10 protein-coding genes and 1 tRNA gene are annotated in these 13,907 nt (G+C 47.5%); 7 read left to right on the top strand and 4 right to left on the bottom strand.

Annotated features, from left to right (window positions below):
* A partial coding sequence (locus tag B3K42_RS07140; protein ID WP_292597911.1) for an amidohydrolase occupies positions 1 to 1,089 on the top strand: 1,089 nt, incomplete at its 5' end.
* A 162-nt stretch (positions 1,090 to 1,251) separates the two neighbouring features.
* On the opposite strand, the gene B3K42_RS07145 is transcribed toward B3K42_RS07140, so the two are convergent.
* A tRNA-Ile gene (locus B3K42_RS07145) sits at positions 1,252 to 1,329 on the bottom strand.
* 62 nt (positions 1,330 to 1,391) lie between these two features.
* On the opposite strand from B3K42_RS07145, the gene B3K42_RS07150 reads away from it, so the two are divergent.
* A complete protein-coding gene (locus B3K42_RS07150; RefSeq protein ID WP_181419083.1) occupies positions 1,392 to 1,565 on the top strand; it encodes a hypothetical protein in 174 nt (57 codons plus the stop codon).
* A gap of 21 nt (positions 1,566 to 1,586) precedes the next feature.
* Here the strand turns inward: B3K42_RS07150 and mnmG are convergent, their stop codons facing one another.
* Complete coding sequence (gene mnmG, locus B3K42_RS07155; protein WP_292597914.1) at positions 1,587 to 3,473, bottom strand: tRNA uridine-5-carboxymethylaminomethyl(34) synthesis enzyme MnmG; 1,887 nt, start codon at positions 3,471 to 3,473, stop codon at positions 1,587 to 1,589.
* A gap of 48 nt (positions 3,474 to 3,521) precedes the next feature.
* Here mnmG and B3K42_RS07160 point away from each other — a divergent pair, with 48 nt between their 5' ends.
* The 5 genes from B3K42_RS07160 to B3K42_RS07180 all read left to right on the top strand — a co-directional run bounded on the left by B3K42_RS07160 (position 3,522) and on the right by B3K42_RS07180 (position 12,383).
* On the top strand, positions 3,522 to 4,916 hold the full coding sequence (locus tag B3K42_RS07160) for a pyruvate carboxylase subunit B (protein ID WP_292597917.1): 1,395 nt from the start codon (positions 3,522 to 3,524) through the stop codon (positions 4,914 to 4,916).
* Positions 4,917 to 5,117: 201 nt separating this feature from the next.
* Positions 5,118 to 6,308, top strand: a complete 1,191-nt coding sequence (locus B3K42_RS07165; protein WP_292597920.1) for a sugar ABC transporter substrate-binding protein — start codon at positions 5,118 to 5,120, stop codon at positions 6,306 to 6,308.
* Between the two features lie 91 nt (positions 6,309 to 6,399).
* Positions 6,400 to 8,142 carry an ABC transporter permease subunit gene (locus B3K42_RS07170; RefSeq protein WP_292597923.1) on the top strand — a complete coding sequence of 581 codons (1,743 nt, stop codon included), beginning with the start codon at positions 6,400 to 6,402 and terminating at the stop codon, positions 8,140 to 8,142.
* A complete protein-coding gene (locus tag B3K42_RS07175) occupies positions 8,142 to 10,913 on the top strand; it encodes an ABC transporter permease subunit (RefSeq protein WP_292597926.1) in 2,772 nt (923 codons plus the stop codon). Before B3K42_RS07170 ends, B3K42_RS07175 begins: the two co-directional genes overlap by 1 nt.
* Before the next feature lie 285 nt (positions 10,914 to 11,198).
* Complete coding sequence (locus B3K42_RS07180; protein ID WP_292597929.1) at positions 11,199 to 12,383, top strand: alkaline phosphatase family protein; 1,185 nt, start codon at positions 11,199 to 11,201, stop codon at positions 12,381 to 12,383.
* Here the strand turns inward: B3K42_RS07180 and tsaB are convergent.
* Both tsaB and B3K42_RS07190 read right to left on the bottom strand, forming a co-directional pair.
* A complete protein-coding gene (gene tsaB / locus B3K42_RS07185) occupies positions 12,380 to 13,039 on the bottom strand; it encodes a tRNA (adenosine(37)-N6)-threonylcarbamoyltransferase complex dimerization subunit type 1 TsaB (protein WP_110990591.1) in 660 nt (219 codons plus the stop codon). The two genes, B3K42_RS07180 and tsaB, sit on opposite strands and share 4 nt — an antisense overlap.
* A 9-nt stretch (positions 13,040 to 13,048) precedes the next feature.
* On the bottom strand, positions 13,049 to 13,906 hold the full coding sequence (locus B3K42_RS07190; protein ID WP_292597932.1) for a YitT family protein: 858 nt from the start codon (positions 13,904 to 13,906) through the stop codon (positions 13,049 to 13,051).
* Between the last annotated feature and the right edge of the window lies 1 nt (position 13,907).

The following is a 13,907-nucleotide window of genomic DNA, read 5'->3' on the forward strand; positions in this document are numbered from 1 at the left end:
ACATCGAGACCCGTGATACTGACTAGAAGGTGCGGTCATATCGCCACCGTAAATTCGCCTTTGATCAAGCTCTTCAGTCTTGAAGAGCTTCACGGACTGGATGGATCCGATATCGACCTCGGACTCCTGAAGGAGCGAGCCCTTGAAGAACTTGATCGCATGATCAAGCTTTTGCCAAGAGAAGTAGAAGAAGCGATTCACGCAGGAACGCAAGCCTTCCTCAAGTACGGAGTTACAACCGTTCACAGCGATGATTATCACGGAATCGATTACGAACTGCTGATGCAAAGCCTGTCCAGTACGACTAATATGAGGATTTACGAAAAGTTCTGTGTCTCAAAAGAAGAACAACTTGACTTGATCAAGCTTGGACAGCAATTCGAAACCCCTTTTTTCAATCTTAGGGCCTCAAAACTGTATCTTGACGGCTCACTAGGGGCGCGAACAGCCGCAATGATAAAACCTTACCACGACTCCCCTGCCGAAAGGGGAGTTCTATACATGACCGCCGAAGACTTGAAACCAATTGTTACGAGAGCAGACAGAGAGGGAATCCAGGTTTGTGTCCATGTGATAGGAGATCGGGCGCTTGAAGAGGCGTTGAAAGCCTTCGAAGGTTCGGCAAGCGAGTCGCTTAAGCACAGATTGATTCACGTCCAGATTGCCTCTGAAGAACAAATAAAGCGGATGACAGATCAAAGGCTAACCGCCTCGATTCAGCCGATATTTGTTGATTCCGACAAAATCATCGCGCCGGAGAGATTCGGTCCGGCCCGCATGAAAGACGCCTACCCATTTCGAAAGATGAGAGACATGGGAGTGCCACTAGCAATATCAACCGACTCCCCTGTTGAGAGTACTTCGGTGATTCGCAATCTCACGTCGGCCGACAGGTTTTTCTCAAGAAGAGATAGCATCGAGTTGTACAGTTCGAATGGACACATTCTCGCAAATAGTGCCGAGTCATTTTCACTCAACTATGGGGATCGGGCGGACCTATTTGTGATCAACGTCGATTTACTGAAGACAACCCAAGATACTCCTGCAGAAATGACCTTTGTTGACGGGAGGTTGGTTTACAGACTTTGATAAAAAAGTCTTCGGAACTAAAGCCTGTATTCTAAATAAATAATTCTTAATCTTTATTTGTGATTAGTCACTTATATGTTAACTTTAAGCAAACTATCTTGAAGAATAGCAGCAAAGCTGCTAGAATTAGTACAGAAAAAGGCGGCATTTAGCCGCCATGTCTGGTGGGCTCGGGTGGAGTCGAACCACCGACCGCCCGGTTATGAGCCGGAAGCTCTAACCAAACTGAGCTACGAGCCCAGGCACAGAATTGATTATAATATTCCTCATGGCTTGTGTCAAGAGGTTCAGGAGATGGTCCAATGCTAAACAACAGCTCTGTGGGTCTTCGGATATCTGCAGATCCGGTTCAGGAAATGACTGTGAAGTATCCTCGAGTTCTTGTGATAAAAGCTGCATTTTATCTTTTGAAAGACGGAAAGGCGATTGAACATAGAGATCTGGAGAAAATACTGCAGACCTTACTATCGGGATAAGATTCGAACTTGGTTCTGATCTTACGATTTTTTCTTGCGTTTAATGTGAAATGAAAGATTCATTATGTCGGAGGGTGTTAAGCCCGGGATCCTCGTTGCCTGACCTATAGAAGCTGGTTTGGTTTTCTTCAGTTTCTCTCTTCCTTCGGTTGAAAGATTGGAAACTCCATCATAATCAAGATCTGTGGGAATCAGATCCTCATCAATTTCCTCAAGTCTCCGGACCTCCTCCTTAAGCCTTTCTACATAACCGCGGTATTTGATCTCTATCTCCACCTGTTCGATCACATCATCATCGAGAATCGGTTCGGGATCATATGCCGAGATATCTCTGTAACAGACACCGGCCCTCTTCATCAATGCTGAAAGCTTTGTGGCGGAATCTAGTCTTGTGCTTCCCTTGCTCAGCAGCAGTTGATTCAGACCTTCGGACGGCCTAACCGTCGTCTTGTCAAGCCTGGCAAGCTGCGCCTTTATCTCCAGTGTCGATCTGACCACTTTTTCTCTAAACCACTCGGGAATCAGGCCATATCTCCAACCATACTCCGAGAGCCTTATGTGAGCGTTATCATGCCTTAGAAGCAATCTATATTCCGCCCTGGATGTCAGCAGTCTATAAGGTTCATCGACTCCTTTGGTTACAAGGTCGTCGATCATGACTCCTATATAAGCTTCTGAGCGGCCGAGAACGAGCTGCTCCTCCCCCATCAATTTCGCAGATGCATTCATGCCTGCTATCAGTCCCTGTCCTGCCGCCTCTTCATAGCCGCTCGTACCATTCACCTGACCGGCGAAATAAAGATTCTCGACCCGTTTGCTCTCAAGTGTGGAAAAGAGCTGAGTCGGATCTATGTAATCGTACTCCACTGCATAGGCGGGCCTGACTATCTCGGCTCTCTCAAGTCCCGGGATCGTCCTTATCATCTCCAGCTGAGTTTCATAGGGAAGGCTTGTAGAAAGGCCGTTCAAATAGTATTCGTCACTCAGGGCGCTCTCAGGTTCAACAAAAAGCTGGTGGCTTTCTTTAGAAGAGAATTTGATCACTTTGTCCTCTATTGAGGGACAGTATCGCGGCCCTCTGGAATCGATAAGTTTCACATCTCCATAAAGGGGGGAGAAGTGAAGATCTCTCCTGATGATGTCATGAGTCCTTTCATTTGTCCTGGTGAGCCAGCATGGGTGGTCGTCTGCAAGCACGAATGGCTCGGAGAAATATGAGAAGGCCAGCGGACTCTGGGCTGTTCCTTGACGTTCCATCCTGTTGAAATCGATGGACCTGCCCGCGATTCTTGCGGGAGTACCGGTTTTGAAACGTCTCACTTCGAATCCGATCGATTTAAGAGAGCCCGTCAGTTCTGTAGCCGGGAACTCACCCAGCCGGCCGGCTGGGAACTCATGCGGCCCAATGAATATCTTCCCCCCCAAAAATGTACCGGAAGAGACTATCACAGACCGTGCAGAATATCTGAGACCGAAGTGAGTCACTATGCCCTTAACACAACCCTTCTCGGTTTCAATAGCCTTCACGATTCCACTCTGCAACTGGAGATTGTCCTGCATTTCGAGGGCTCTTTTCATAATCTGACTGTATCTGTTCTTGTCTACCTGTGCTCTCAACGCCCTGACGGCGGCTCCTTTGCTGGTGTTAAGGACACGAATGTTGAGCGATGCCCGATCGGTCGACTTTGCCATCTCTCCGCCAAGAACGTCAACCTCTCTAACAACGACCCCTTTCGCCGGACCTCCCATTGCCGGATTGCATGGAGTCCACCCAACCGTATCAAGGTTGATATTTAGAACAAGTGTTCTCATACCCATCCTGGCACTGACAAGAGCGGCTTCAATTCCTGCATGGCCGGCACCTATGACAATTATGTCGAATTCGTAATCTCTTTTATTTGATCGCATAACATCACTCCTCTATCATTGTATTGTACACAGAGAGGAGGCACTAAATTGAGAAAAGTCTGTTTCGTTGATACTACGATGAGGGACGCTCACCAGTCACTTCTGGCTACAAGGGTCACAACTAACGAATTAGCGAAGATTGCCCCTCTTGTCGATCAAGTGGGTTACCATGCCGTTGAAGTCTGGGGTGGAGCCACCTTCGACTCCTGCGTGAGATACCTTGATGAAGATCCCTGGGAACGACTCGATGTCCTTAAGGAGAGATTCAAGAAGACTAAGCTTCAAATGCTTCTCAGAGGGCAGAATCTACTGGGTTACAGGAACTACGCAGACGATGTTGTGGAGCTTTTCGTGAAGACCATGTCAAAACACGGTATAGATGTCGTAAGAATCTTCGACGCCCTCAACGACTTCAGAAATCTCGAAAAATCCGCAAAAGCAGTTAAGGCAAGTGGAATGCATCTCCAGGTTGCAATGTCATATACAACCAGCCCAGTTCACAATGTCGACTACTTCGTCGAGATTTCCGATAAAGCTTTGGAACTTGGGGCAGACTCCCTTTGCATAAAGGACATGGCCGGCCTCCTTAAGCCTGGAACGGCAACCACGCTTGTGAACGAGATTAAGAAGAGACATTCGATCCCGCTGGAAGTGCATTCTCATTTCACTACGGGAATCGCAGGCATGACTTACCTAAAGAGTGCAGAGGCCGGAGCAGATATACTCGATACGGCGACCTCGTCAATGGGATTTGGGACTTCACAGCCCGGTGTAGAAAGCATCTGGACAGTTCTACATGATATCGGACTTGCAGACCGGCCCGATTATCCGCTCCTGAAAGAGATAAACGACTACTTTGCCGATGTTAGGAGAAACCACAGCGGCACCGATGCCGGCTTTACGATAAACACCTCGGTCTTGGAGAATCAGATCCCCGGAGGAATGTACTCCAATCTGATCAATCAACTCAAATCACAGAATATGAGCGACAAATTCGAAGAGGTTCTTGAAGAGGTACCAAGAGTCCGCGCCGATCTCGGATACCCCCCACTAGTGACTCCAACGTCTCAGATAGTAGGTGTTCAGGCCGTCTTGAATGTGATGAACAAAGAGAGATACAAAACGATCACGAAAGAAGTCGAGAGGTATATAAAAGGCTTTTATGGCTCTCCGCCCGCAGAAATTGAGAAATCATTGAAATCCCGTGTCATGGGAGTCGAAGAGTCGATTTCGCACAGACCTGGCGATACTCTCGATCCCGAAGTGGAAAGGGGCAGGAGCGAGTTAGGTCTTTTGGCACAAAGCGATGAAGACCTTCTGATCTACCTTCTTCTCGGCGAGGTTGGAAAGAGGTTTCTTGCTCAAAGATACCAGAACTCATTAAGAATCGACTTTGACGTTGCAAAAGACTTCAAAGAGGGAATCACAGTATATCCGGTTTGATTCGTAGTATTAACAATGTTTACCTGAACTAACGCACCTTTAGAGTCAGTAGCGGATCACTATCGAGGAATGGACGCCTTCACGGAGAATGAGGGCGTTTTTTTATTTCTTAGCAGTAGTAACACAGCTTAAATAAAACGGAACTTTCTGATACAATTTATTCAGGGAGTACCCCTACTCTACTAAAGGAGGGTTCTAAAGATGAGAAAGCTTACAGCTGTTCTTGTTTTGCTAATTGTGATGTTATCGTTTGCAAGCGCGAAATTGGTGATTTGGTCCTCGGAAAATCAGATCCCGGCACTTGAGAAGCTTGCCGCTGATTTCGAAAGCGACTATGGCATTCAGGTGGAGATACAGCAGGTGAATTTTGGAGACATAAAGTCTAAGTTCCTCACAGCGGCTCCTGCCGGAGAGGGCCCCGATATTATTGTCGGTGCACACGACTGGGTCGGAGAACTTGCAATCAACGGCCTTATCGAACCGATTCCATTTCTTCCCGAGGCAGATCAGTACTACGATGTTGCTCTAGATGCCTTCAGTTACGGTGGAAACCTCTACGGTGTCCCCTACACTATTGAAGCGATTGCAATCATCTACAACAAGGATCTCGTATTCAAAGCTCCGAAAACAATCTCAGAGCTTGAAGAACTGGCTTTCGAAGTTTCAGATGACGAAGTTGTCGGCCTGATCTACGCCGTTGGGGATTTCTATCACTCTGCTCCTTTCATACTGGGAAGAGGCGGCTACATCTTCAAGGAAACCGCTGAGGGGCTTGATGTAACCGACATAGGTTTGAACAACGAAGGCGCGATTGCAGGCGGAAATCTCATCAAATCTTGGTTCGACAAAGGTCTAATTCCAGGAGGTCCAAACTACAACCTTATGGACTCTCTGTTCAAAGACGGACTGGCCGCATTCATCATTAACGGTATATGGGCAACCCCAAGTTACCGTGATACAGGTATCGACTACGCGATTCTTCCTTTCAGCGAAATCACATTCGACGACGGAACAACTCCGAGACCATTCGTCGGAGTACAGGGCTTCATGATAAACTCCAAGTCTCCAAGCAAACTTGAGGCCACTGAGTTCGTTGTAAACTACATCGGCAGCTTCGACGGTCAGTACGGCATGTTCCTCGGGGAAAGAAGGGGAACGGCAAGGGCAGACGTTTTCTCCTTCATTGAAGCCGACGCAGGTCCAGAGCTGTATGACGTTCTGCAGTTCTCTAAGAGTGCTTCCGTAGGAACTCCAATGCCTAACGTACCTGAAATGGCAAGTGTATGGGGCGCTATGGGTGACGCACTTGGCCTTATCATCAATGGCCAAGATACGGTAGAGAACGCTTTCAATTCGGCAGTTGAGAAGATAAAGACCTCTATAGGAAACTAGTATCCCTTTTGTATTATTCACATCTCTAAACTTGGTTAGACTGAGCGCGGGAGATTCCCGCGCTCTGGTTTAACTGCCTGGAGGGATTACCTTGAGTGGAAGGCGATTTGTAATCTTTCTCTTTTCTCTGGCTATTCTCGCAGTATTCAATGCCTTTTCCTTGTGGAGCATATATCTGCTGTACGCCGATGGAAATTTCGGTCTTATGGTCACGATGGTCGTCTTGACCTTGCTCATCGACATAATCGCTTTGAATCCAAAAGGCTATCCGTACAGATACATGATTCCCGCTATGATCCTGCTTTTCATTCTCACCCTATATCCGATGTATTACACATTCAGAACTGCCTTCACTAATTACGGAACCGGGCATCTCTTCACCAGACAGCAGTCGATTCAGAAACTTCTCAGCGATTACTTCTACATCCCTGAGAGCCCTGAAGAATTCGAGTTCTCTATTTATATCGAGCTCGACAACTACAACCCCACAGACAGATTCATTACTCTGCTTACTTCCAGGAATAACGGGAGCTTATTTGCCGCTCCACGACCACAGGCAATCAGCAGAGACGCCGAGGGCAACATAACGCATGCGACGGCCAAAATGTTTGAGGTAAGCGGGGACAGCTTTTCGATTGGGAGTGTTAACTACACTCTATCGAGATCTCCTGATGACAGGATCCTCACAATCCGTGCGGACTCGGGTGAGCGCTTCATATACTTCTATTCTCCGCAGGACAGTTCTACGAGGCCAAACGCATCATTCTATTTCAGTGAAATAAGAGGAATCTGGCTGCGAAATGCAGAGTTCACAAACAGTGAAGGGAATCAGGTCAGGCTGTTCCCGAACTCTCTCTACACTACCTTTGCAACAACGGAAAGGAAATATGCTTTGAGGGCCGAAACGACCTTTTCGGCCGGACGAGCCGTTCAGGAGACCGTTGTCTATAATAGGCAGTCGGGGAGGACCCTGCTAGAAGAAGGCGGCTTTTTCTATGATATAGATGCAAATGGCAACGAATTCATAGTTGAGGGTTACATATCGGATGTCGGTTTCTGGAATTTCGTCAGGATGTTCCAGGATCCGAAAATTAGGGGACCGTTCTTTCAGGTTTTTGGCTGGACTTTTACCTGGGCAGGACTCAGCGTTCTCTTCTCATTCGTGATTGGCCTGGCGCTGGCAATCACGCTGAATGATCAGAGACTTAAGGGAAAGAAGATATACAGAACACTGTTGATTATCCCCTGGGCCGTTCCTGCATTCATTTCTGCGCTAGTATGGAGAAATGGCTTCTTCAACGAAACCTATGGGGTTCTGAACAGGTTCATAGTCCAGGGACTCTTCGGAATGGAGCCCATAAAGTGGTTGAACGATGCCTTTTGGGCAAAGGTTTCGGTCTTGATTGTCAATACATGGTTGGGCTTCCCATACATGATGACGGTAAGCCTGGGCGCTTTGCAGAGCATTCCTGAAGAGTTTTACGAGGCCTCATCAATAGATGGTGCAACGAAATTCCAGAGATTCAGAAAGATCACCTTTCCCCTGCTTATGGTCACCATTGCTCCTTTGCTTGTTGGCAGCTTCGCCTTCAACTTCAACAATTTCACTGGAATCTATCTTGTTACGCAGGGTGGTCCGGCCATTGTGGGAGCTTCGACACCGGCGGGTGCAACAGATATTCTGATCTCATATACATTCAAGCTGGCCTTTGAAGGGAGAGGTCAGGATTTCGGCTTTGCAAGCGCTATCTCAATAATCATATTCATAATCGTCGCAGGCTTCAGCTGGATAAACTTCAAACTATCCGGTTCCTTTGAAGAGGTGAGCAGATAATGGCCGTTGAGAAAAGGAAGTACTGGCTCAGACACATAGTTCTAATTGTCATCGTCGTTGTAGTCCTCTTCCCAATGGTCTGGCTCGTAAGCACATCGATCAGGAGAGATCAGGCTGCATTCTCATCGAACCTCTTCTCCAACAGGGTGACTTTACAGCATTACCGAAATCTACTCTTTCCCGAGAGAAGTGTAGGGAGGCTCATTCTCGATCTGCAAAGCGCTACATACGCAACCGGAGATTACAGAGAAAGAAGTCAGGAGGATCTGAAGAAAACTGTGGAGAGGTATCTTGCCAAATTCGACTCACTCATGGTTGAGAGCGAAGTCATGGTTGCAGCCGTCGAAGGGGGCACGACCTCTATAGAGAATGATCTGAAAGACAAAGATAGCCTGATCATTAAGGAAATGAACGAACTGAGACTCAAAGACAAAAACCTTTTCGAAGAAAGGCTGAAAGAGATCGGCGAAGTCAGTGAAGTAAAAACCGCATATGCTATCGGTGAAATCCTTCAAACGACATCACCTTCGCTGGAGAAGGGCTATCAATTCTACCTGGATTTGCTTGGTGAACGAGCTGCCCCAATCTCCGATTCTCTTGAAAGATACAGGAGACTCTATGAAGAAGTCTTCATTCACAGAGACGAGACATTAAGCGCAATCGAGACTCTCGAGTTTGAGAATAAGGACGAAGTAATCAATTCTCTGGAGTCGATTCAGAACTACATATCTCTGTCCGAAATAGACTACTCTGAATGGAGAAAGGTAGAATGGCTAAGAGTAATAAACAGATATCTCAGGGACGCTGAATCATCGATGCCAGAAGACCGGGCCGCTGAACTGAATCGAGTAAGAACCAGTCTCTACGATTCCTTCAAATCGGCTGGTGAAGCTTGGGAAGCTGCAGCAGCGGCTGCTGAAAGCGTCTCTGAGGAGTTGTACTCTCTTGCAGGAGAAGCTTTCGGCGCGGAATACTATGAATATATCGAGGCAACCGAAAAGCTGTCGGTTGTCGAGAGCACAATAGAGTCGACCAGAAAGTCTCTTGCCGTCTCAGAATCGGCATTGGCAGAGCTGGAAGACTCACTGCAGATTGCCATGCCCACACTGGTATCGGAGACCAGAAAGCTGTCTGCCTTGATTCTTCCACTGCAAGTCGTTATCTCGAAGGGTATCGAAAACCGAACAGCCGTCACGGAAGCCAAACTCATGAATTCACTGAATGGGATCATTTCGGCAAGAGAGACTATCGACATTGTTCAAGGACAGCAATCACAGATGGAGAACGTCAAAGAGCTGTCGGCCGCTCTTTCCGAGCTGTCAGGAGAGATGGCCTGGTTCTCAGACAACAGAGAGGCGCTTTTGGGCGCCTCGGGAAATTCTGAAGTCTCGAACGGAGCGGACGTAATTAATACTGTTCTATCTAATCTTTCACGCATCTTGCCGGTTCTGGAGATCAGTGCCTCTGAATACGTTGAAGTCTCAGAAAACACAATAGAACTCAGGACGGAGTTGGAATCTTTGAAAGAGGAAAGCGAGCTTCTAAACAAGAAGATCTCCTCACTTCAGGAAGAGGCAGACAGAGCGGAGGATGAATACGCAAAGGCTCTGGAAGCGGTAAACATAAGAACGGCCATGCTGTCTGTCGAAGAGGAGATCAACTCAGTGGATGAGGCCAGAGACTATGTTTTAAGGCTTACAGACGTTTTGAATAACTATTTCAAAATAAGATCCTCAAGCCGCTACAGAGCGCTAACCTGGTACGACGATTTCACCAGGGCGAACACAGAAGCAAAAGAAGGAACGGTCCTGTTGAATCAGCTGATTACAAGCATGAGGTCGATGAAAGATGAACTCGCTTTGAAGGTGAACAACTACATAGATCTTAGATTTCTCGGAACTTCAGTGACACTGGAAGACTTCGGAAAGATGCAGGAGACTTACAATTCCCTCTTTCAACAAGTCAACGCCAAATACCAACGTGCCTCCAGACTCATATCCGATCTGATCGAAAAACCCGCCTCTTATTCATCGTCATACTCTCAAGATTTGAGAGAGATAGACAAAGCCCTTTTCAGGACCAATCAAATCTGGGCTCAGAAGGAGAGCACCTACTTCTATTTCGTCAGATGGCTGTTGAATTCGGTAATCGTTGCTCTGTCCGTGTCGCTTATCAGCGTTGCGGTTGCCTCTCTTGCAGCCTACCCGTTTAGCAGGATGAGATTCCGGGGAAGAAAGCAAGGACTCCTTGGTCTGCTGTTGATCCAGATGTTCCCGACGATAATGTTCATGGTTGCACTCTACGCATTGCTTCAATTCATGGGGAGCGTGATCCCCTTCCTGGGGCTTAACACACTCGGTGGACTAATTTTCGCTTATTCCGGCGGGATAGCCTTCAACATCTGGCTGATCAAGGGATACTATGACACAATATCAAACTCGCTCGAAGAGGCCGCAATGATAGACGGAGCCACAAAATTCCAGGCCTTTTCAAAGGTGATTTTGCCGCTAGCCAGACCGATTCTGGCTGTTGTGGCTATTCTTACATTTATGAACATCTTTAACGAGTATCTGATTGCCAGGATACTCCTTCAGGATATGAACAAATGGACTTACGCGGTTGGACTCTGGCAGTTTTCGGGAAGATTCGAGACAAGCTGGGGCCCATTCACGGCTGCAGCTCTCATCGGGGCAGTTCCCATGGTAATCTTCTTCCTGGTGTTACAGGATTACATCGTTGGAGGGCTGACACAGGGAGGAGTGAAAGAGTAGCTTTCACTCGACATGTTCTTCCATACTGGAATGTTTTGAATTGTGAATCAACAAGAACGAATTCCGAGCCCGCTCCGGCTGTAAGGCCTGAACCGGGCTATTTTGACAAGAGCCGTCTCGAAGACAAGTGCTGGTTCTGCGTTTGTCTGTAAGAAAGCCGAGGCAGCGATCGTATATAATTGTAGAAGTGATTATGAACCCAAGCGAATATTGACTTTCGGAAACAGGCATCTCTTCACGGAGTCTTGCCTTGCTTTGGTGTCCGAAGAGTGGAAGGAGTTTCCAGTGGAGTCCATCTATCCAGGATACGACAGTACTTCTATTGTGAACCTATCGGCAGCCATTCTAAAACACTTTGGAGCTGAGGTGAACTCCGGGGTGAAAGGATACTCTTTCACTGAGAACGGGCTGAATCTTGAAGGAATAGAAAAGCTTGTCGTGTTCATAGTAGATGCAGTCGGTTACTACAATCTCTCGAAAGTGCTTGAAAGCAACAGCTTCAAGTATTTCAACAGAGAGGACGTAAGAATGCTGACATCCGTCTTTCCTTCGACCACTTCGAGCGCCCTCACCTCGATATTCACCGCATCGGTACCGGGAGAACACGGAATACTGGGTTACCTGCAAAACATGCCGGAGTACGGCGGACTTGTGAATATGATCGAATTGACTCCTTACACTCAGGACAGAGACAATCTCACCAGACTGGGTTTCGATCCTCTTAAGTTCAATCAGAGACCCACCGTCTTCGAATCTCTCAAAGAAGCGGGCGTAAGAGGATACCACCTTACATCGAAGAGCTTCGTGAACACCGGCTTGACGAGGATGCATTCGCGCGGAGGTATAGCTCGGGGCGTCCACGGCCTCGGCGATATGTTTGAAGAGCTAGATGCAATTCTTTCATCTGAAGAACGCTCAAACCTGACCATTGTCTACTGGGGACTTATCGACACGTACGGCCACAGATACGGACCGAACTCTCTGTCGTATATTTCGGAGACCGCACTACTGTTCTCCACAATTGAAAGGTTTTTCGAAGACAGGGCACAACACGAAACAGCGTTCTTAATCACGGCCGATCACGGTCAGATTGAGACCCCCTGGGAACACGAGATCTGGTGGTCAAAATTCGATCCTGTCTTTGAGCAGATGTACTCGATGCCCGGAGGCGAGCAACGGATGTCTTACATCTATTCCCTCGACAGAGAAAAGACCAGGAAGAAAATGGAAGAGGAGTTTGGGGATTATGTAGAGATTATTGAACCATCGGAAATGGATGAGATAAAGCTCTTTGGAAAACCTCTGACTAATACTTTCAGAAAGAGAAGAGGCGAGCTAATCACTGTCTCTAAGGGCGATTATTCGTTGTGTTTCAAATACACCGGGCAGGAACACTCTCTCAAAGGGAGACACGGGGGACTGACTCCTGAGGAAATGCTTGTTCCGCTGATTCTTTTGAGAAAAGATTAACGCTCTCCTTCGGACTTCTTCTTCTCCCAGTTTATCTCGGCTATTGACTTCTGAAGATACATCGGTGCCAGACTGGAGTAGTTTGTTGTGTCTCCTGCAGAGAATTTGTCGACCGCAATATCCCTCATTACAGAGGGATCGTACCGCTCCACTTTACTAATTCTGAAGTCGTCGAACAAGGGGTCGATCTCGCCATCTAGGAAGAGCCCGATCTCTGAAGCATCGATTCGAGATACAAGTTCTGCGGAACTTGTGAAACCCGTCTCTCCAAACGGAATTCCCTTTCTGTACTCTCTCCAGTAGTAGTGCCCCTCTCTTCCGCGTCTCAAGACTGCGAATCTTTCGCTATCGATCGCCCTTGCAAGAATGTCAAGAGAGTTGAACTGGACGGTGGGAAGATCAAAGGGGAAGGCCATTCCTTTTGCAGTTGAGATTCCAACCCTCAGTCCCGTTAACGAACCAGGTCCGACCCCAACTCCGATAAAATCGAGTTCCGAGGCCTCGATCTTCAAATTCTCTATGGACTGTTTTATAATTACGGCCAACATTGAGCCGTATCTGTCGATCTCATGCGCTCTGATATCAATAACTGCCCTGCCGTTACTGGCAGAGAAAAGTAGAGTTCTTGAAGAAGTATCGAAACATATGTACTTCATACCATCTCCTCAGGTGAGATTCTTGAAGCCCTCACCGAAGACCTCAGAATTGTTTACAATTATCACAAAGGCCCGTTTATCTGTAGCTTTCACAATGTGCCTCAACTGTCCGATCTCTCTTCGCCTTATCGAAACCATAAGTACCGGCCTCTCCTCGCCGGAGAAACCCCCGGTAGCCTTCAGCATTGTCGTACCGCGCTCCATTTCTTTTATGATTCGATTCTTGATCGATTCGCTTTCCTTGCTTATCACAAAGGCCGTCCTGGTGTTTCCCACACCCTCGATTATTCCGTCTATTGTCTTGCTAGTGGTGAAGATCGTTATAATTCCGTACATAGCCGCTATTGGGCCGAACACAACGACCGCAAGCATAGTTATTAATGAATCGCTGATCAGCAGACCCGTACCCGTGCTGAAGCTCAGATACTTGGAAAATATCATGGCAAGGATATCTGTACCACCTGTCGAGGCCCCTCGCCAGAGAACCAGCCCCATTCCCGCGCCTGCAATTACACCGCCGTAGATTGCCACCAGAAGAAAGCCGTCTTGAGTCGTAGAGGCATCGAAAACGGGGAATTTCGATCTCTGAAGGATATCGACAGTCAAGGACATCAGCACCGCAGAGTATATTGACTTTATTCCAAAACCTACTCCCAGAATCACGAAGGCAAGAAGAAAGAGAACAATGTTGTACACAAACATCTGGGCACCGACCCAGAGTCCGAAGACCTTGAAAACAATTATCGCCAGTCCGCTAACCCCGCCGGCAATAATGTTGTTAGGGATCATGAATGACACTATTGATATCGCGGTCAGTACGGATCCAACCGTGATCAAAAAGTAGTCGAGAAAAGTTTTCCTGCTCACT

This window comes from Mesotoga sp. UBA6090, from assembly GCF_002435945.1.
Lineage (GTDB): Bacteria > Thermotogota > Thermotogae > Petrotogales > Kosmotogaceae > Mesotoga.